At 65.3% G+C, this 18,721-nt stretch carries 16 protein-coding genes; 8 read left to right on the top strand and 8 right to left on the bottom strand.

All coding sequences use genetic code 11. The features are described 5' to 3' along the window. Window positions 1-7 precede the first annotated feature (7 nt). Window positions 8-1,372, bottom strand: coding sequence for a magnesium transporter (gene mgtE, locus TGR7_RS10015; protein ID WP_012638559.1), 1,365 nt, complete (start codon window positions 1,370-1,372; stop codon window positions 8-10). A gap of 294 nt (window positions 1,373-1,666) precedes the next feature. Continuing rightward, window positions 1,667-2,878, bottom strand: coding sequence for a glycosyltransferase (locus TGR7_RS10010; RefSeq protein ID WP_012638558.1), 1,212 nt, complete (start codon window positions 2,876-2,878; stop codon window positions 1,667-1,669). Between the two features lie 341 nt (window positions 2,879-3,219). Between TGR7_RS10010 and TGR7_RS10005 the strand changes: the two genes are divergently transcribed. Together TGR7_RS10005 and TGR7_RS10000 are read left to right on the top strand one after the other, a co-directional pair. After that, a complete protein-coding gene (locus TGR7_RS10005; RefSeq protein ID WP_041441511.1) occupies window positions 3,220-3,471 on the top strand; it encodes a fibronectin type III domain-containing protein in 252 nt (83 codons plus the stop codon). An 18-nt stretch (window positions 3,472-3,489) separates the two neighbouring features. Then, window positions 3,490-4,398 carry a hypothetical protein gene (locus TGR7_RS10000; RefSeq protein WP_012638557.1) on the top strand — a complete coding sequence of 303 codons (909 nt, stop codon included), beginning with the start codon at window positions 3,490-3,492 and terminating at the stop codon, window positions 4,396-4,398. A gap of 141 nt (window positions 4,399-4,539) precedes the next feature. Here the strand turns inward: TGR7_RS10000 and TGR7_RS09995 are convergent, their stop codons facing one another. Further along, window positions 4,540-5,043, bottom strand: coding sequence for a DsrE family protein (locus tag TGR7_RS09995; protein WP_245522973.1), 504 nt, complete (start codon window positions 5,041-5,043; stop codon window positions 4,540-4,542). 160 nt (window positions 5,044-5,203) lie between these two features. Here TGR7_RS09995 and TGR7_RS09990 point away from each other — a divergent pair, with 160 nt between their 5' ends. The 3 genes from TGR7_RS09990 to TGR7_RS09980 all read left to right on the top strand — a co-directional run bounded on the left by TGR7_RS09990 (window position 5,204) and on the right by TGR7_RS09980 (window position 9,641). After that, window positions 5,204-5,893, top strand: coding sequence for an ABC transporter ATP-binding protein (locus tag TGR7_RS09990; protein ID WP_012638555.1), 690 nt, complete (start codon window positions 5,204-5,206; stop codon window positions 5,891-5,893). Then, on the top strand, window positions 5,890-8,403 hold the full coding sequence (locus TGR7_RS09985) for an ABC transporter permease (RefSeq protein WP_012638554.1): 2,514 nt from the start codon (window positions 5,890-5,892) through the stop codon (window positions 8,401-8,403). The genes TGR7_RS09990 and TGR7_RS09985 overlap by 4 nt, the downstream gene beginning before the upstream one ends. 209 nt (window positions 8,404-8,612) lie before the next feature. Further along, a complete protein-coding gene (locus TGR7_RS09980) occupies window positions 8,613-9,641 on the top strand; it encodes a lipocalin-like domain-containing protein (RefSeq protein WP_148211491.1) in 1,029 nt (342 codons plus the stop codon). A 136-nt stretch (window positions 9,642-9,777) separates the two neighbouring features. Here the strand turns inward: TGR7_RS09980 and corA are convergent, their stop codons facing one another. Further along, on the bottom strand, window positions 9,778-10,860 hold the full coding sequence (gene corA, locus TGR7_RS09975) for a magnesium/cobalt transporter CorA (RefSeq protein ID WP_012638552.1): 1,083 nt from the start codon (window positions 10,858-10,860) through the stop codon (window positions 9,778-9,780). A 256-nt stretch (window positions 10,861-11,116) separates the two neighbouring features. Between corA and TGR7_RS09970 the strand changes: the two genes are divergently transcribed. Then, window positions 11,117-11,815 carry an HAD family hydrolase gene (locus TGR7_RS09970; RefSeq protein ID WP_012638551.1) on the top strand — a complete coding sequence of 233 codons (699 nt, stop codon included), beginning with the start codon at window positions 11,117-11,119 and terminating at the stop codon, window positions 11,813-11,815. Window positions 11,816-11,833: 18 nt separating this feature from the next. On the opposite strand, the gene TGR7_RS09965 is transcribed toward TGR7_RS09970, so the two are convergent. The 4 genes from TGR7_RS09965 to TGR7_RS09950 form a co-directional block, all read right to left on the bottom strand. Further along, the gene (locus TGR7_RS09965) at window positions 11,834-14,710 is read right to left on the bottom strand and encodes an EAL domain-containing protein (RefSeq protein WP_012638550.1); all 2,877 of its coding nucleotides are present in this window, start codon (window positions 14,708-14,710) and stop codon (window positions 11,834-11,836) included. Between the two features lies 1 nt (window position 14,711). Continuing rightward, entirely contained in the window at window positions 14,712-15,731 is a 1,020-nt protein-coding gene (locus TGR7_RS09960; RefSeq protein WP_012638549.1) for an ABC transporter substrate-binding protein, read from the bottom strand. 666 nt (window positions 15,732-16,397) lie between these two features. Next, window positions 16,398-16,817 (bottom strand): type II toxin-antitoxin system MqsA family antitoxin, encoded by a 420-nt coding sequence (locus TGR7_RS09955; RefSeq protein ID WP_148211490.1) that lies wholly within the window; start codon window positions 16,815-16,817, stop codon window positions 16,398-16,400. A 4-nt stretch (window positions 16,818-16,821) separates the two neighbouring features. Then, complete coding sequence (locus tag TGR7_RS09950) at window positions 16,822-17,124, bottom strand: type II toxin-antitoxin system MqsR family toxin (protein WP_012638547.1); 303 nt, start codon at window positions 17,122-17,124, stop codon at window positions 16,822-16,824. Window positions 17,125-17,620: 496 nt separating this feature from the next. On the opposite strand from TGR7_RS09950, the gene TGR7_RS09945 reads away from it, so the two are divergent. Then, the gene (locus TGR7_RS09945) at window positions 17,621-17,905 is read left to right on the top strand and encodes a toxin-antitoxin system TumE family protein (RefSeq protein ID WP_012638546.1); all 285 of its coding nucleotides are present in this window, start codon (window positions 17,621-17,623) and stop codon (window positions 17,903-17,905) included. Beyond that, window positions 17,902-18,246, top strand: a complete 345-nt coding sequence (locus TGR7_RS09940; RefSeq protein WP_012638545.1) for an HVO_A0114 family putative DNA-binding protein — start codon at window positions 17,902-17,904, stop codon at window positions 18,244-18,246. The genes TGR7_RS09945 and TGR7_RS09940 overlap by 4 nt, the downstream gene beginning before the upstream one ends. Window positions 18,247-18,721 lie beyond the last annotated feature (475 nt).

Raw genomic sequence — 18,721 nt, 5'->3', positions numbered from 1 at the left:
GGCTTCGTCAGAGTCCGCCCGTGGGCAGGTTGAGCAGGGCCACGGCCAGGGAGAAGTAGATCAGGATCCCGGCGATGTCTGCGGCGGAGGTCACCAGGGGCACGCTGGCGGTGGCCGGGTCCATGCGCAGGCGATCCAGGATGAAGGGCAGCATCATGCCCACCAGGCTGCCCATGGCCACCACCAGGGTCATGGCGATGGCCACCAGCATGGCCACCTCGGGTCCGCCGCGCCACAGGCCCAGGGCCGAGACGGCAACACCCATGGTCAGGCCCAGGGCGGCGGAGACGAACAGCTCCCGGCCCCAGAGTTTCAGCCAGTCCTTGGCCTCCACGTCGCCGGTGGCCAGGGCGCGCACCATCAGGGTGGAGGACTGGGCGCCCGCGTTGCCGCCGCTGGCGATGATCAGCGGCAGAAAGAACACCAGCACCACCAGGGCCTCGATGGCCTCCTCGTAACCGGCGATGATGGTGCCGCCCACTAGGTTGAGTGCCACCAGCACCAGCAGCCAGCCGATGCGCTTGCGATACAGCAGGGGAAATCCCGCGTCGCGCAGGCTCAGGTTGAGCGCGCCCACGGAACCCATCTTGTGGAAGTCCTCGGTGGTCTCTTCCTCCACCACGTCCATCACGTCGTCCACGGTGATGATGCCGAGCAGCACGTTCTCCTCGTCCACCACCGGCAGCACTTCCAGGTCGTAATGCTGGATCAGGCGCACCGCCTCGGCCTGGTCCGCCTGGGCATTGATGGACACCACGGGGCCGGCAGGCAGCTTTTCCACCGGGTCGGTGGGACGGCCCAGCACGAAACGCTTCAGCGGCAGGGCGTGCAGCAGGTGGCGATCCTCGTCGATGACGAAGATCACGTTGACCGTCTCGCCCCGCTCGCTGTGCTCGCGGATGTGGGCCAGGCTGTCGGTGATGGTCCAGTCCGGACGCACGGCCACGAACTCGGTGGTCATCAGGCGGCCGACGCTGCTTTCGGGATAGCCCAGCAGGGTCAGGGCGCGGCGGATGGCCCTGAAGGGCAGCAGCCGCAGCAGGCGCCGGACTTCTTCCGGCGGCAGGTCTTCCAGCAGCGCGGTGAGGTCGTCCGGCAGCATCTCCGAGAGCAGATGCCGGGCCTCGGCGCCGGAGACGTGGGCGAGCAGCGGGTACTGGTAGTGGGGGTCCAGGTAGGAGAACACGTCCACCTTGCGGCCCCGGGGCAGGGCGGCGAAGACCCGGGGGATCTGTTCGTCCTCCAGTTCCATCAGCGCATGCGCGATGTCCTGGATGCGCATCAGGTCGAGCACCTCCCGCAGGCGCGGCCAGTCCTCGCGCTCGAGGAGCTCGCGGATCTCGATCAGGTAGTGCTCGAATTCGGTTTCCATGCCCGATCCTGTGCAGGCCGCCCGGCGCATCAGCCATGGCGGACACCGGGACCGGAACGCATCCCAGGGGACGTCGTCAACCGGTTCCGGTCGGAATTGATCACTGGAAACGAAGGAAAATGCGCGCCCGGGAGGGCATGCGCGCCAGGTGCTTCGTTCCCGCCAGTCTGCTTGCCAGCGGGAAGGGGCCTGGGTGTCCGAGAGGGGAGGCGGGCCTTACCGCTGGGTGGTGTCAGTTAAGGTACAACTGGAACTTTCCAAGGTAACGTGACCTCTCGTTTGGGACATCGCCGATTATATAGACCTGCTGTTGGCGGTCAAGGCGGAGCCCTCCCGTGAGGCCTGTTTCAGTACGCGCCGATACAGCGCCTGCATCTTCTCGGCCATGGCGGGTGCCGACCAGCCTTCGGCGAAGTGCCGGGCCTGCACGCCCAGGTTGTGTCGGCGTTCACCATCGTTGAGCAGGGCCACCGTCCGGTCGGCGAAACCGGCCTCGTCCTCCGGGCACAGCACCGCGCCCAGTTCGGGTTCCACGATGTCCCGGGTGCCCATGACCGCCGTGGACACCACCGGTACCCCCAGGGCCATGGACTCCAGCAACACCAGCCCCTGGGTCTCGGTGCGCGAGGCGAACAGGAAGGCATCCCCGGCCCGGTAGCAGTCCAGGAGGGCATTGCGCCGGTCCAGGTAACCCACGAAGTGCACCGCCCGGGCCAGCCCCAGCTTGCGCGCCAGGTGTTTCACATGGGACAGGGCGGGTCCCTCGCCGGCGACGATCATCTGCGCCTCGGGCAAGACCTGGCGCACCCGCGCCATCACCCGCAGCAGGAAGTCGATGTTCTTTTCAAAGGCGATGCGCCCCACGTGCACCAGCACCGGCGTCTCGGACGGGATGCCCAGTTTTGCCCGGAAGGCGGCGCCGTCGCCGTGATTGAAATCCTCCAGCTCAATGCCCGTGGGCACGATCTCGCGATGGGTCTTCACGCCGTAGCGGCCGAGCACCTCGGACATGGCCACCGAGGGCACCACGATGGCGTCTATGGCATTGCACTGGCTGCGGGAGAAGCTGCGGGCGATGGCGCGCATCACCCCGTCGGGCAGCAGCGGGAAGTAATGGAACAGGTATTCCTGGAAATAGGTGTGGTAGGACTCGATGCGCGGGATGCCGAGCTTGCGTGCCAGCCACAGGCCCTGGTAGTGGGCGATGAAGGGGGTCTGGATGTGCAGCAGATCGTAGCCGGTCTCGCGCAGCTGCGGCAGCAGACGGCGGATGGCGCCGCGCTTCATCATCCGGTCTTCCGGGTCCAGGAACAGGTAGCGCGACGGGATGCGGATGATGTCGTGCTCGTCATCCGTGGTGCCGGCCGGGTAGGCCGGGGCGATCAGGGTGACCCGATGGCCCAGGGTTTCCAGTTCCCGCTTGAAGGTGGCGATGGAGGTGGAGACCCCGTTGATGCGCGGAAAGTACACATCGCTGATCATCAGGATCTTCAAGGATTCACCCATGGACCGCCATCATAGGGATGTCATGTGGCGGTTTGATGACAGGCCAAGAGGTACGAAGGGTGAATTGAGAGCTGCGAAGTGATTGTCACTTCCCTCTTTAGGATCCGCCTATCCGTTCTGTTCGGCCGCGTGTCCAGCGTGAGTCATCGAAACCCTGGATACTTTGGCATTCGTCACGGAATGCCCCTGATGCTACCGGCAGCATCGCCTGAGTCATCATCTCAGGGAGGCATTCCATGGAGTGGCGAATTCCAAGGATCGCGGCGTTGGTGTTGCTGACATCGAGTCTCGGCGGCTGTGTCGGGGGTGGGGGAGGGGAGTCGGTCGTTGGCACCGCGACGGTGACCCTGACCTGGGTGGCGCCGACCCACCGGGCGGACGGCAGCGCGGTGGCGCTCTCGGACATCACGGGTTACCGGCTTTACTACGGCTCGACAGCGGATCACCTGCCCCACGTGGTGGAGATCGAGGGGCAGGAGACCACCACCCATGAACTGGAGCTGCCCACGGGCAGCTACTATTTCCGCATCAGCGCCATGGAGACGGACGGGACCGAGGGCATGAAGACCCAGGCCCTGGCCCACCGGCTTTGAACCGCAGGGAGCGACCCCATGAAACACATTCTGTCCAGCCTGTTCGTCCTCGGTCTGCTGTCGCTTGGAGGTGTTGTTCAGGCCGAGATCACCTTCCTGGATTCCTTCGAGTCCGCCGATATGTCCGCGCCCAACGGCAACGGCTTTCGCTGGGCGGGTAACAACCGCACCGCCGTGGTGACCATGGATCCAAGTCCCCGGGAGGTCTGGCGCAACGGTTTGCGTGATGTGGCCGGCCCCGAAGGTGCCGACTGGTCGGCCATCGAGGGCGCCCATTCCCTGGCCTTCTTCTATCCGGCAGGCGAGTTCTGGTCCGAACAGCGTTTCAGCCTGGGCCGCGCCTACCCGGAGATCTGGATTCGCTACTGGCTGCGGGTACCCAGCAACTTCCGTCACGGGCACACCAGTCCCACCAACAATAAGTTCTTCGCCCTGTGGATGGACGGCTATTCCCAGCACGGCGACGGCCCCACCATCGTGTGGAATTTCTGGCGCCAGGGACAGACCGACAGCAGCCGCTTTACCTACAGCCTGAACGAGACTGGGCAGCCGGACGGCGGGCATCATTCTCATTACGATTTCTTCATCCGTTCTCCCGAGGACCAGGGGCGCTGGATGCAGGTGGTGTTGTACGCGAAGATGTCCACTGACGCCACGAGCATGGATGGCGAGTCCCGCATCTGGCGGCGCTGGGAGGATGAATCGGAATTCACCCTGATCGGCCAGACCACGGGCAAGAATTTCAGTGCCCCGGCCAGCGGCCCCAACGGCTGGCAGGCCGGCTACATCATGGGCTGGTCCAACCCGGCCTACGCCGAGGATACTGTGTGGTTGCTGGATGGCTTTACGGTGTCGGATACCAGCCTGCTGGACCCCAATGACACCAGGTCCAGGCTGTCGCCGCCGAGTGGATTTCAGGTGCAATGATGGTGTGATCTGCTGGTATTGCTGTCCGTCTTGGTGACCCCTCTCCTGTGTTGGGTTGGAACTGTAGGAGGCCCGACTTCGGGCCGAACAGACATGCCAGTCGAGGCCACGGCGTTTCGCGGCGAGGTCGCCGCTCCTACGCTACCAGGCAGGTTGCAGCACGATGGTCTCGTAGCCCAGGGCCTCGTAGTCCTGATAGGTGGCCGTGCTCGACGGCACCACGTCCAGTTCGGGCGGAAAATCCCCCGCATCCAGGTTGACGTCGGCGGCGAAGGCGCCGCACAGGTGCAGGTCCACGTTGTCCATCTCCGCCAGGGCCACGGCCTCGTCCTGCAGGCCAGGGTAGTCGGCGCGCTTGGCATGGGACAGGGCGACCAGTTCCGGGCCATAGCTGATCACCGCCATGTGGGTGCCGGGCAGGCGCTCCTGCAGGCGTTCGATGTAGTAGCGGGCCCGGGGCAGCAGTTCCACCAGGACGTCCTCCCGTTCATTGCGAATCAGGAACATCACCCCGTGGGGCGGGGGATTTGTCTCCAGCAGGGCATCCACCTGATGATGTTCGGGATAGAACTCCGGGGGCAGATCCGGGTCTGCCCATGTGGGCGTGCCGAGCGCAAGGGCGCACACCAGGAGAGACTGGAGCACCGGGATGCCAGAGAGGCGCAGCCGAGTCCACCATCCGGCGCGGCACATTGTGCGGTATTGGCTCATACGCCTGAGCATAGCAACTCCGATCATCGAACGACGTGCTGCAATCACGCCGACAATGTCGGGCTGAAGCCCGACCTACACACGATCATCGCCCATGACTGATTCCCCACTCATCGAACTGCACGCCGTCACCCGCCGCTACGGGGAGGGTCAGCAGGCGCGCCGGGTGCTGGACGGGGTGGATGCCCGGGTGATGCCCGGCGAGATCGTCGCCCTGCTGGGGCGCAGTGGCTCCGGCAAGTCCACCCTGCTGAATCTCATCTCGGGCATCGACCTGCCGGACAGCGGCCGGGTGCTGGTGGAGGGCCGCGACATCGCCAGCCTCTCGGAACGGGAGCGTACCCTGTTCCGCCGTCACCGCATCGGCTTCATCTACCAGTTCTTCAACCTGATCCCGACCCTGACCGTGGCCGAGAATGTGGCCCTGCCCCTGGAACTGGTGGGGCGGCGCGACGGGGGCGAGGTCGCGCGGCTGCTCGACCGGGTGGGACTGGCGGGACGGGGCGACGAGGACCCGGACCGGCTCTCCGGCGGCGAGCAGCAGCGGGTGGCCCTGGCCCGGGCCCTGATCCACGCGCCCTCCGTGATCCTGGCCGATGAACCCACCGGCAACCTGGACGCGGAGACCGGCGCCCAGGTCATGGACCTGCTCAAGGGCCTGGTGCGCGGGCAGGGGGCGACCCTGGTGCTGGTGACCCACAGCGCAGAGGTGGCGGCCGTGGCGGACCGGGTCTGGCGCCTGACGGACGGACACATCCGCGACGATCAGGACGAGGCCCCGTGACGCTCACCTCGCGCGCCCTGTGGCGGGACGCCCGGCGCCACCCCTGGCAATGGAGCCTGGCGCTGCTGGGCGTGGCCCTGGGGGTGGCGGTGGTGGTGGCCGTGGACCTGGCCAACCATAGCGCCTCCCGGGCCTTCGGTCTGTCCCTGGAGGCGGTCTCGGGCAAGGCCACCCACCGGATCGAGGCCACCGGCCCCGGGGGGCTGGACGAGGCCCTGTTCACCCGCCTGCGCATGGCCGGCATCCGGCCCAGCGCCCCGGTGGTGGAGGGCCACGTGCGCGTGGACGGCGAGACCTTCCCGTTGCTCGGCCTGGAGCCCTTCTCCGAGGCCCCGTTCCGGAGTCATCTGACCGGGGTGCTGGACCCCGCGGCACGGGAGCTGGTTGCGCGGCCCGACACCCTGGCGCTCAGCCGCGGACTCGCCCGGCGTCTGGGTCTTGAGGCTGGGGACAGTCTTACGGTCACCGCCGCCTCGGGACGGCAGGCGCTCACCGTGGGCGCCATCCTGGAATCCCCGGCGCCCGGGGTGGAGGGCCTGATGCTCACCGACATCGCCACCGCCCAGGTGCTGCTGGAGCGGGTGGGAAGGCTGGACCGCATCGACCTGATCCTGCCGCAGGGCGCCGATCCCGATACCCTGCTGGCCGGGTTCCTGCCGCCGGGTGCCCGGGTGCTGGAGACCGGGGCGCGGGAAGACTCGGCGCGGCAGTTGACCCGGGCCTTTCACATCAACCTCACCGCCATGAGTCTGCTGGCCCTGCTGGTGGGCGGTTTCCTCATCTACAACACCCTCATGTTCGCGGTGCTGCGCCGCCGCCCGCTGCTGGCCGCACTGCGCACCCTGGGCGTGACCCGGGCCGAGATCTTCCGGCTGGTGCTGCTGGAGGCCACGGTGCTGGCCCTGCTGGGGGGTGTGCCCGGGCTGCTGCTCGGACTGCTGGTGGGGCAGGGCCTGGTGCAGCTGGTGACGCGCACCATCAATGACCTCTATTTCGTGCTCTCGGTGACCGGCCTGCACGTCTCCCCATGGCTGTTGCTCAAGGGGCTCGGCCTGGGGCTGGGTGCAGCCTGGATCGCCGCCCTGGCACCCGCCTGGGAGGCGGCCCGCACCCGTCCCCGGGAAGGCTTGCGACGCTCGGGCCTGGAGCGGCGCGCCCACCGGCTCATGCCCTGGCTGGCGCTGGCGGGCGTGGTGCTGATCCTGGCCGGTTACGGATTGGTGCCGGCCAGCCAGGGGCTGGTGGCCGGATTCATCGCCCTGTTCCTGATGATCATGGGCTACAGCCTGCTGGTGCCGCTCGGGGTCTGGTTGCTGTCCCGGCTGCTGGCCCGCCCCCTGGGCGGTGTGTTCGGCATCACCGGTCGTCTTGCGGCACGCGGTCTGGGTGCGGCGCTCAGCCGCACCGGCGTGGCGGTGGCGGCGCTCACGGTGGCGGTCTCGGCGACGGTGGGCGTGGGCATCATGGTGGACAGCTTCCGCACCACGGTGCAGGGCTGGCTGGGCCATACCCTGCAAAGCGCGCTTTACGTCACCTCGCCCGCACCCGGCGACGAGCGGGCCGGCTCTCTGCTGCCCGATGGCGTGATGGAACGGGTCGGGTCCCTGCCGGAGGTGGCGGCCTTCAGCACCGGGCGGCGCATCCGGGTGGCCTCCAGTCACGGCGATGTGGACCTTTTCGTCATGGACCCGGCGCCGGCGAGCTTCGAGGGCTTCCGGTTCCGTGCCGGTTCACCGGCCCAGGCCTGGCCTCGTTGGCAGGCGGGGGAGGTGGTCCTGGTGTCCGAGCCCTTCGCCTGGCACCACCGGGTATCGGTGGGCGATGAACTGAAGCTCCACACCACAAAAGGCGAGCGGGTGTTTCCCGTGGCCGGTATCTACCAGGATTACGGTTCCCAGCAGGGCGTGGTGCTCATGGCCCGCGATCTGTATGAAAAATTCTGGGAGGAACGCCGTGTCGGTTCCCTGGGGGTTTATCTGGCGCCCGGGGTGGAGGTATCCGCCGGGGTCGAGGCGGTGCGCCGCGCCCTGGCGGATCTGCCAGAGCCGGTGCTGGTGACTGCCGCCGCCGAGATCCGCGAGGCCTCCATGGAGATCTTCGACCGCACCTTCGCCATCACCCACGTGCTGCGCCTGCTCACCGTGGGCGTGGCCTTCGTGGGCATCCTGAGCGCGCTCATGGCCCTGCAGCTGGAGCGCGCCCGGGAGCACGCCGTGCTGCGCGCCACGGGCATGACCCCGGGGCAGGTGACCGGCCTCGTGACCCTCCAGGGCGCGCTGCTGGGCCTGGCCGCCGGGCTGCTGGCCATCCCCCTGGGCATGATGATGGCGGACGTGCTGATCGACGTGATCAACCGACGCTCCTTCGGCTGGAGCATGCAGCAGCACGTGCCGCCGGGTGTGCTGGTGGAGGCGGTCTGGCTGGCGGTGATCGCGGCCCTGCTGGCCGGCCTGCGTCCTGCGTGGCGCATGGGGCGGGTCAGGCCGGCACAGGCCTTGAGGGAAGAATGAAAGTGGCAAGTGGCAAGTGGCTAGTGGCAAGGGCCCCCACCCCAACCCTCCCCCGCAAGCGGGAGAGGGGGCAACAAAGTCGGCTTCCTTTCTCCCTCTCCCTCAGGGAGAGGGCCGGGGTGAGGGTGGTTCTCCTTGCCACTTGCCACTTGCTACTTGCCACTGCACTTATTGCCTGTTCACCCCCACCCGCCGATGAATCCCTCGATGTGGCCATCGCCATGGGCGGCGACGACACCGCCGGTTACCTGCGCGCCGACAGCCCCCGGGAATTCCGTTTCCCCGAGGATCACGGTCCCCACCCGGGATTTCGCAACGAGTGGTGGTACGTCACCGGGAACCTGGAGGGCGAGGATGGCCGGCGCTTCGGTTTCCAGATCACCTTCTTCCGCGTAGCGCTCACGCCGGACGTGCCCGAAAGCCCCTCCGCCTGGGCCACGGATCATGTGTGGATGGGGCACTTCGCGCTGACCGACACCGGCACCGGGCAGCACCATGCCTTCGAGCGTTTCGCCCGGGGCGCGGCGGGGCTTGCCGGGGCGCAACGGGACCCGTTGCGGGTCTGGCTGGAGGACTGGTCACTGGAGGCCGTGGCGGGCAATGACCTGCCCTGGCGCCTGCAACTGGAGGAAGCGGGCATCAGCCTGGATCTGGAGTTCACGCCGCGCAAACCACCGGTGCTCCAGGGCGATGCTGGTCTGAGCCAGAAGGGGGCCGGTGAGGGCAACGCCTCCTACTACTACTCCATGACCCGGCTCGATGCCGTCGGGCACGTGGGCCTGCAGGGCCAGCGCCATGGGGTGAGTGGCAGCGCCTGGCTGGACCGGGAATGGAGCACCAGCGCCCTGGCCGAGGACCAGGCCGGCTGGGACTGGTTCGCGCTGCAACTGGATGAGGGACGGGAGCTGATGTACTACCAGATGCGCCAACAGGACGGCGGCGCCGATCCCCACAGCAAGGGCCTGTGGGTGGACACCGACGCCAGCAGCCGGCTGGTGCGGCGTGAGGACGTGGACCTGGAGGTCCTGGATCACTGGCGCAGCCCGAAGACCGGCGTGCGTTATCCCGTGGCCTGGCGCCTGCATCTCAAACCCGAGGGCCGGGTATTCGAGGTGCGTGCCGTGCAGCCGGCCCAGGAGATGCGCCTGACCGTGCGCTACTGGGAAGGGGCGGTGGATGTGTATGAGGCGGGTGTGCCCATCGGGCGGGGGTATGTGGAGTTGACGGGATACCGTTGAAGTTGGAGTCGAAGTAAGAAGTGTGAATTGGGAAGTGGGAAGTGGGAAGTGGGAGAGGAAGTACGAAGTGTGAACTGGGAAGTGCGAAGTGAAACGGCCTTTCGTTCGCACTTCCCAATTAACACTTCGTACTTCGTTAGAACCACCCCCGCCGCTTGAACGCATACAACATCCCGCCGGCGACCAGGATCATGATCAGCCACACCACCGGATAGCCGTAGTAGGCATACAGCTCGGGCATGGCCCAGGGGCTTTCCGGGTGCTCGAAGTTCATACCGTAGACGCCCACCAGGAAGGTCAGGGGGATGAAGATGGTGGCGATCACGGTGAGCACCTTCATCACTTCGTTGAGCCGGTTGTTGACGCTGGAGATGTACACGTCCACCAGGCTCGAGGCCATTTCCCGGTAGGACTCCAGCAGGTCCATGATGTGTACCGTGTGATCGTAGACATCGCGCAGATAGGGCAGGGTGCCCGCGTCGAACAGGGTCGTGCCTTCGCGCATCAGACGGCCCAGGGCCTCCCGGGTGGGCCAGAGCTGGCGGCGCAGGAGCAGCAGCTCGCGGCGCAGGTGATGGATGCGCGACAGGGTTTCCTTGTCGGCGGAGGCGAGCACGATCTCCTCCAGTTCCTCGATCAGCGCGCCCAGGTCCTCCATGAGCGGGAACGCCTGGTCCACGATCAGGTCCATGAGGGTGTAGGCCAGGTAGGGGGCGCCCATCTCGATGAAATTTCGGTTGCGCACCTGCATGCGGCGGCGCACCGGGTCGAAGGGATCTTCGTCACCGGAATGGAAACTCACCACGTAGTTCTCGCCGACGAACAGGTTTACCTGGTCGAGGGCGATCTCGTCGTTGACCCAGCGGGCATGGCTCAGGATCACCACCACGTGATCTTCATAGACGTCGGACTTGGGACGCTGGCCTGTGTTGGCCACGTCTTCCAGGGCCAGCGGGTGCAGACTGAAGCACTGTCCCAGGTGGTGCAGCTGGTCGTGGGTAGGCGTGCCCTGGACATGGACCCAGATCACCTCGTCGGTGGCCGCATCGGACCAGGTGGGCAGGTCCTCCTCGGGGATCGCCGTGAACTGGTGATCGTGGTAGCGCAGGGCGGTGATGCGCGCCGCCGGCGCCAGGGCCTCCCCCTCGGCAGGGCGCAGGCCCAGGGTGCCGGGGGCCGTGCCGGGCGGGTGATAGCTCTTGCGAAACAGATCGACCATGAACAAGCCTCCTGACTCTGTGCTCAACAAGGTACAGAGCGCGGGGGGTAAAATGCCAGTGCCTTCGGCGAATCCATGTTTGCCAGTGAGGTTACGAAGAAGATACATATGGTCGTAGGTCGGGCTTCAGCCCGACAGCGCGGCTGACGGAGGCATCGGCTGTCGGGCTGAAGCCCGACCTACGTTGCTGTCTATCTTCCTTCTCTGTGCCCTCTGTGGCAAAACGCCTTACATCAATCATCCGACGCACAACACCATGACCATCCGCTGCATCACCTTCGACCTCGATGACACCCTCTGGGACTGCGCCCCGGTGATCGAGGGGGCCGAGAGCCGCTTCTATCACTGGCTCGCGGAACACTACCCGCGCATCCCTGAACGGTTCAGCCCGCAGGCGCTCATCGAGCACCGCAAGGACTGGTTCGGCCGGTATCCGGATCTGCACCATGACATGACCCGCCTGCGCAAGCGCTGGCTGAGCGTGCTGGCACGGGAGAACGGCTATGACGAATCACTGGTGGAACCCGGTTTCCGGGTATTCTGGGAGGCGCGCAACCAGGTGTGTCTCTACGACGACGTGCTGGAGACCCTGGAGCGCCTGCACGGCCGCTACCTGCTCGGCAGCATCACCAACGGCAACGCCGACGTGCACCACATCGGCATCGGTCACTTATTCGACTTCTCCATCACCGCCGCCGGCGCGGGCGTGGCCAAACCCCATCCGGCCATCTTCACGGCGGCGCTCGACGAGGCCGGCGTCGCGGCCCACGAGGCCCTGCACGTGGGCGACGACCCGCAGCGGGATGTGATCGGCGCGGCCCGGGTGGGACTCAGGACGCTGTGGGTCAACCCGCAGGATCTGCCGGCACCGGAGGGCTGCCGGCCGGATGGGGTGGTCAGACGGGTGGGGGAGATACCGGGGTGGGTCGAGGGATGGGTTAGAAGTGAGAAGTGAGGTGTTACTCCTCACGCCTCACCCTTCACGCAAGAGCGGTTTCGGCCGGTCGATGCCGTATCCCTGGGCATAATCGACGCCCAGTTCCCGAAGGCTTGCCAGGATCTCGTCGTTCTCCACGAACTCGGCCACGGTGTGGATGCCCATCACCTGGCCGATGCGGTTGATGGCATCCACCATGGCCCGGTCGATGGGATCCGAAACGATGTCCTTGACCAGGCTGCCGTCGATCTTCAGGTAATCCACCGGCAGGTTCTTCAGGTAGCCGAACGAGGACACGCCGGTACCGAAGTCGTCCAGGGAGAAGCGACAGCCCCGTTTGCGCAATTCGTTGATCAGGTTCATGGCGCGGGTGAGGTTGGCGATGGCGGCCGTTTCGGTGATCTCGAAGCAGATGGCCGTGGGGGGGATGCGGTGCGTCTCCAGCTGCTCGGTGACAAATCCCAGGAAGGTCTCGTCGTTGATGGAGGCGCCGGAGATGTTGATGGCATACAGGCAGCCTGAGGCGCTGCCCCCGGAGCCATCCACGCCGCATTCTTCACGGATGTGCTGTGCCATGGTGCTGAAGAAGCGCCGGATCACCCAGCGGTCGATGGCGGGCATGAGGTCGTAGCGTTCCGCGGCAGGGATGAAGGCACCGGGCGGCACCAGGTCGCCCTTCTCGTCCACCATGCGCAGCAGGATCTCCATGTGCTCGCCGCCGTCGTCGGGGCCCGCCGCGCCGGTGGCGACGATGCGCTGGGTGTAGAGGACGAAGCGGTCATGGGTGAGGGCATCGGTGATGCGGTTGATGGCCTGCATCTCCACGTGGCGTCGCTGCAGGTCGGCGTCCTCGGCGTGGTAGACGTGGATGCGGTCGCGCCCCAGGTCCTTGGCCGCATAGCAGGCCATGTCGGCGGCGCTCAAGACCTCGGCAAGATCCAGGTTGCCGTCGCTGATCATCACCAGCCCGATGCTGATGCCGATCTGGAAGCTCTTGCCCTTCCAGCTGAAACGGAAATCGCGCACCGTCTGACGCAGTTCCTGGGCGATCTCCCGGGCCTTGTCCAGGGGACAGTTCTCCAGCAGCACACCGAACTCATCGCCACCCAGTCGCGCCAGGGTGTCGCTCTCACGCACCTTGCCCATGAGCAGGTAGGCGAGCTGTTTGAGCAGTTCATCGCCCGCGCTGTGGCCGCAGGTGTCGTTGACCACCTTGAACTGGTCCAGGTCCATGTACAGCACGGCGTGATGGGCCAGACGATCCCTCGCCTGGGCCAGGGCCTGGGCAAGACGCTGCTCGAATTCGTAGCGGTTGAACAGGCCGGTGAGCGCGTCGTGGGTGGCCTGCCAGGAGAGCTGGCGGGCCATCTGCCGGGTCTTGCTCACGTCGTGGAACACCAGCACCACGCCCAGGATCAGCCCGTTGCGGTCGCGGATGGGGGCGGCGGAATCCTCGATGGCCCGGGTGGCGCCGTCCCGGCTCATGAGCACCGTGTGGTTGGCCAGGGCCACGATGCGTCCTTCCTCGAGACAGGTCTTCACCGGGTCCTGGGTGGGCTGCAGGGTGAACTCGTTGAAGATGCGGAACACCTTAGTCAGGGGCTGGCCGGTGGCCTCTGAGCTGCGCCAGCCGGTGAGGCCTTCCGCGACCGGGTTGAGGTACGTGACGATACCCTGGGCATCGGTGGTAATCACTGCGTCGCCGATGGAATGCAGGGTCACCAGGGCCCGTTCCTTGGCTTCGAACAGGGCAGCCTCGGCCTGCTTGCGCTCGGTCACATCGAGACCCGTGCCGCGCAGCTTGATGATGCGACCGTCGGCATCGCGCAGTGCCTCTCCCTGGGACTGGATTACCCGGATGCTGCCATCGGGTCGCACGATGCGGTGGTCCAGGGTGTAGGGCTCGCCGCTGCTGCGCGCGGCCTCCACCGTCGCCAGCAGGGCCGGCCGGTCCTCGGGGTGCACGAGGTCCAGGTAGCCGTCATAGCTGGGCGTGAAGCTCTCGGGTGACACCCCGAAGATGCAATAGAGCTGGGGTGACCAGTGTAGCGTGCCGGTCTGAACATCCCATTCCCAGTCGCCCATCTGGCCCATGGCCTGGGCCCGCTCCAGTCGCTCGGCGTTGTCCTCTAGGGCCTTGCGCGCGGCCTGGATCTGTTCAGCCATGCGGTCGAAGTCCTGGCCCAGCCGGGCCAGTTCGTCACGACCGCTCAGCCAGGTGCGGGCATCCAGATCGCCTTGCCCGAGCCGCCGTGTGGTCTGCAGCAGGCGGTCCATGCGGCGGGTGACCAGCCGGTGGCTGAGGAACCAGCCCAGCAGCGCCACCAGCAGCAGTACACCCACGAAGGTCAGGGTTTGCCGTTCCACCAGGTGCCGAGCCATCTGCTGGAAACGGCCCAGGTCCGCCTGCACCACCAGCAGTCCCACCTGGCTGGGTCGCAGCTCGCCGGGCTCGCTGCCGAGCACCAGGGGATAGAGCCCTAGCAGGGTCGTCCCATCCCTGGAGATCTGAACCGTACCGGAGGTGATCCTGTCAGGTGCCTTGAGCCACTCCACTGCCTCGTCCTGCCACTGGGACAGCAGCCGTTCCTCCAGCAGTTCGGCCGCCTTGCGGACCTGGTCCGCCCGATGCATGGAGCCAAGCACCTGCCCCTGGGGGTCGGCCACCAGGGCGAGATTCAGGTGTGGTTCGACGCTCAGCGCCGCCATCTCCTCCTGGACCCGCTGCATCCCGTCATGGCGCAGCAGGTATTCCAGGTTTTCCTGCAGCCGGTTCATCAGCCGGCGCAGGTTATCCGTCTCGCTGGCCTGCACCTGCGCCAGAGCCGCGCGGGTGCCGCTCTGGTAGGAGAACAGTCCGGCCACCAGGGCCAGACCCAGCAGAAGCACGGGGATCAGGTAGCGCAGCGGCATGTCAGCGTGCCGCCCGATGTTGAACCACGTTGAGCAGGTCACCCCGAATCAGCCCTGAGACCTCGACCGGTCCCTCCAGCAGCCCTTCGCGAATCATCAGCTCCATGATCTCCGTGAGCGTCAGCTCCAGGTGCGGGGGATTGCCCTGCATCAGCCGAAGGTTCTGCGCGAGGTCAGGTAACTCCAGTTCATCCAGTGCGCGCGCGAAGTCCGCCTCGCTCATGCTCACCCGGGGCGCCATGCGTTGCACGGAGGATGCCGGGTCGCGAGCAAGGTGGTCCAGGGCGCCGAACAGCCCGGTGAGCAGGTGTGCCACGGACTCACTCTGGTGATCGAGGGCGCGTTGTCTGACCACCAGCAGGTCCACGATCTCGCCGGGGATCAGGCTGCTGTCGAACAGCTGATGTGCCCCCTGGGCAGACAGGATCTCCCGCTGCGGGGCATAGGTGATCACCGCATCCACCCGACCTTCCCCGTAGGCGCGGCTGTGTTCGCTCAGTTCCGTGGGTACCAGCTGCACATCATCCTTCGTCAGCCCCGCGAAGTGCAGCACCCGGCTCAGGAAATAGGCCCCCAGGGCGGTGTTCTCCACGCCGATGCGTTGCCCGCGCAGGCCCGCCAGGGAGGTGATCTCCGGCCGGGCCATGACCACGTCGATGCCGTTGGAGTAATCCAGCACGGCCACGATCCTCGGGTCGTAGCCCTCCCGGGCCAGCAGCAGCACCTCGTCGGCAGTCAGGGCCGCCCCGTCCACTACCCCGTTGCGGTAGGCCCGCAGACTCTGGGAGCCGGGCGCGTACTCCACCAGCCGGACCTGATCCGGATCCAGCAGGCCCAGTTCCCGGGCCAGGTACAGGGGTTCGTAGCCGGGGAAGGGGCCGGCGGCGATGCGCAGGGGCTCGGGTGGGGCGGGGGTGCAGGCGATCAGGACCAACAGCAGGGTGATCAGAAGGCCGAACAGTCCCAACTGTCGTGATGATGGTGATGCTGGGTAGCGTCCTGGATGCTCGGCCGCAGCCATGGGTCCTGTCCGGGGGAATGGGGGATGGCTCTAACATGCAGGGAAATGCCCTGACAGGCAAGGGTCTGGAGGAATGTGTTGGGGTGTGAGGCGAAGGCGAAAGGCGATCCTCTCGCGGAGGCGCAGGGGCGCGGAGAAAGGAATATTGAAAAGGCAGCATCTCCGTGGCTCCGTAGCCCTGTGAGAGGACCGGTTCTGGCCTCAAGTGACGGAAAAACCAAAGGCCCAGGTCTCTCGCCAAGTCGCAAAGCCGCGAAGGAAAAGCATTAAGTAATGGGTTTCTTTGCGGCTTCGCGCCTTCGCGAGAGATCAAGATTTTGCCTTTCCTCCGCGTCTCTGCGCCTCTGCGAGAGGAGGGTTTTGGCTTTGGGTTACGGCGGGTCAAAGGCGAAAGGCGATCCTCTCGCGGAGGCGCAGGGGCGCGGAGAAAGGCATATTGAAATGGCAGCTTCTCCGTGGCTCCGTGGCCCTGTGAGAGGACTGGTTTCGGCCCCGGGTGTCGGCATAACCAAAGGCCCGGGTCTCTCGCAAAGCCGCGAAGCCGCGAAGGAAAAGCATTAAGTAATGGGTTTCTTGGCGTCTTCGCGCCTTCGCGAGAGATCAAGATTTTGCCTTTCCTCCGCGCCTCCGCGCCTCCGCGAGAGGAGGGTTTTGACTTGCTGGAAGCTACAACCCCTGCTCCTTGCAAAGCTCGTCGCGGATCTCAGGATGACGCTCCATCACATGAAGGAGGGTCATGACTGCACGGGAGGGCTCGGTCACACCGCGTTCATAGCGGCTGAATGCATTGATCCCGCCACCGAAGATCATGGATGCCTGGCGTTGGGTCAGCTTGAGTTTCTTGCGTAGATTCCTGACCTCGAGCGCCAGGGCGGTCTTGCGCTCAGCGATCAGGGCATCCATCACCTCAGCGTACCGCGCGGCACTGTCCCCATCACAGAATTCGATCTCCTTGCAGGTATCGCAAAACATCCCTCGGATTCCGGGGACGGTTCGAGACAGCCCATCCAGTTCAACGACCACATCCCGGATATCCTCGGTCATCGAGCCGGTTTCGCAATGCATGCAAGGATGTTTGTTTGCCATCGCTCTAAAGTCTCTTGAAGGAAATCACGACAGAACCGCTGCTGCGCAACGTAAACTTCACATAGGCCGGTCCCGCTCTTGTTGGCACGTGGTACACGTCCTGCCAGACCTTGTGGTCCTGATAGGTGGTCATGCTCTTGTAGAACATGCCACGCTCGACACCCAACACCACTGCAATCATTTCCCGGCTGGCAAGACCCATTTCAGCCCCGCCATCGATGGATGAGCGTGTAAACGCGCGAATGCCAAGACGCGCAACCACGTCCTTGATGTCATCCAGATCGTAGTGCGCACTGCGCTTTTCCATGGGACGAAACTAACCAATATGGTTAATTTCGTCAAGGCCATCCGATATCGATCAGGTTCGACCTGTCGTTCAGCCAGATCAACTATCAAGGCAAAGTCATCGCACTCGCGGAGAGGCGGGGGCAGGGCGCCGGGAAAGGCGTTTTGAATGGGCCTTCCCCGTGTCTCCGTGTCCCCGTGAGAGAATGGTTTTGACTTTGGTTTCGGCTGGGCAAAGGCGAAAAGCGATCCTCTCACGGAGCCACGGGGACACGGAGGAAACCCTGTTCAAATGGACTTTCCCCGCGCCTCCGCGCCTCCGCGAGAGGATGGTTTTGCCTTTGGGTTTCGGCGGGGCAAAGGCGAAAGGCGGTTCTCTCGCGGAGGCGCAGGGGCGCGGAGAAAAGCTTATTGAATAGGCCCTCCCCGTGGCTCCGTGCCCCCGTGAGAGGACCGGTTTTAACTTCACTGTGTTGGTGCTATTGACAACACCAACCGGTGTTGGCATAAAAGACAACATGCAGGCAGAATTGTTGCTCAGGGAAAGGCACCAGGTCGCGCCGGACGCCTTTGTGGAGATCCGCATCTGGCGTGTGCCACGGCGGGTACCCGGCTCAACACACGCATACAAGTACTCGCTGGCCTTCGTCGTGGCAGGTGACTGCGTCATTCGCTACGACAACGAAGCTGGCAAGGGCGATCACAAGCACCTGGGTTCCAGGGAACTGCCTTACACATTCACCACGGCCGCCCAGTTGCTGGCCGACTTCTGGTCCGAGGTGGACCAATGGAGGCGATCATGAGCACCGTTACGCTTTCCGTGGCCAGTCGTGAGGACGTCACTCGCCGCGCCCTGGCGGCGTTCGCAGGCAAGCGGCAAGGGGACCACATCACCTTCGCCTCGGTCGAACTCCTCTGGCAGACCCTCACGGGCAAGCGTTGGGAACTGCTCAAGGCGATGACCGGGCAGGGGGCCATGAGCATCCGTGAGACGGCCCGGCGGGTCGAGCGGGATGTGAAGGGTGTCCACCGGGATGTCCATGCCCTGCTGGACGCAGGCATCCTGGACCGCACCGAGGATGGCCGGATCATCTTCCCCTTTGATGCCGTGCACGTGGATTTCACCCTGACTGCAGCGGCTTGAAGGGCGAAAGGCGGTTCTCTCGCGGAGGCGCAGGGACGCGGAGGAAACCCTTTTTAAAATAAGTCTTCCCCGTGTCTCCGTGCCCCCGTGAGAGGATGGTTTTGACTTTGGTTTCGGCTGGGCAAAGTCGAAAAGCGATCCTCTCACGGAGCCACAGGGGCACGGAGGAAACCCTTTAAATGGGCCTTCCCCGCGCCTCTGCGCCTCTGCGAGAGGATGGTTTTGGCTTTGGGTTACGGCGGGTCAAAGGCGAACGGCGATCCTCTCACGGAGCCACAGGGGCACGGAGGAAACCCTGTTCAAATAAGCCTTCCCCGTGTCTCCGTGGCCCCGTGAGAGGACTGGTTTTGGCCCCAGGGATCGCGAAATTCAAAGGCCCTGGTCTCTCGCCAAGCCGCAAAGACGCAAAGGAAAGATATAGAAAATGGGTTTCTTGGCGTCTTCGCGCCTTCGCGAGAGATCAAGATTTTGCCTT

Origin of the sequence: Thioalkalivibrio sulfidiphilus HL-EbGr7 (assembly GCF_000021985.1) — a bacterium.
In the GTDB taxonomy this organism is placed as follows: Bacteria; Pseudomonadota; Gammaproteobacteria; order Ectothiorhodospirales; family Ectothiorhodospiraceae; genus Thioalkalivibrio_A; species Thioalkalivibrio_A sulfidiphilus.
Note: the sequence above shows the minus strand (reverse complement) of the source record. Positions and strands in the feature narration are given on the sequence as shown.

Excerpts from the sequence above, each read along its gene's own strand:
- TGR7_RS09945 (WP_012638546.1), top strand. The coding sequence starts at position 17,621 with ATGCAGGCAGAATTGTTGCTCAGGGAAAGGCACCAGGTCGCGCCGGAC.
- mgtE (WP_012638559.1), bottom strand. The coding sequence starts at position 1,372 with ATGGAAACCGAATTCGAGCACTACCTGATCGAGATCCGCGAGCTCCTC.
- TGR7_RS09960 (WP_012638549.1), bottom strand. The coding sequence starts at position 15,731 with ATGGCTGCGGCCGAGCATCCAGGACGCTACCCAGCATCACCATCATCA.
- TGR7_RS09965 (WP_012638550.1), bottom strand. The coding sequence starts at position 14,710 with ATGCCGCTGCGCTACCTGATCCCCGTGCTTCTGCTGGGTCTGGCCCTG.
- TGR7_RS09940 (WP_012638545.1), top strand. The coding sequence starts at position 17,902 with ATGAGCACCGTTACGCTTTCCGTGGCCAGTCGTGAGGACGTCACTCGC.
- TGR7_RS09950 (WP_012638547.1), bottom strand. The coding sequence starts at position 17,124 with ATGGAAAAGCGCAGTGCGCACTACGATCTGGATGACATCAAGGACGTG.
- TGR7_RS10000 (WP_012638557.1), top strand. The coding sequence starts at position 3,490 with ATGAAACACATTCTGTCCAGCCTGTTCGTCCTCGGTCTGCTGTCGCTT.
- TGR7_RS09990 (WP_012638555.1), top strand. The coding sequence starts at position 5,204 with ATGACTGATTCCCCACTCATCGAACTGCACGCCGTCACCCGCCGCTAC.
- TGR7_RS10010 (WP_012638558.1), bottom strand. The coding sequence starts at position 2,878 with ATGGGTGAATCCTTGAAGATCCTGATGATCAGCGATGTGTACTTTCCG.
- corA (WP_012638552.1), bottom strand. The coding sequence starts at position 10,860 with ATGGTCGATCTGTTTCGCAAGAGCTATCACCCGCCCGGCACGGCCCCC.
- TGR7_RS09970 (WP_012638551.1), top strand. The coding sequence starts at position 11,117 with ATGACCATCCGCTGCATCACCTTCGACCTCGATGACACCCTCTGGGAC.
- TGR7_RS09955 (WP_148211490.1), bottom strand. The coding sequence starts at position 16,817 with ATGGCAAACAAACATCCTTGCATGCATTGCGAAACCGGCTCGATGACC.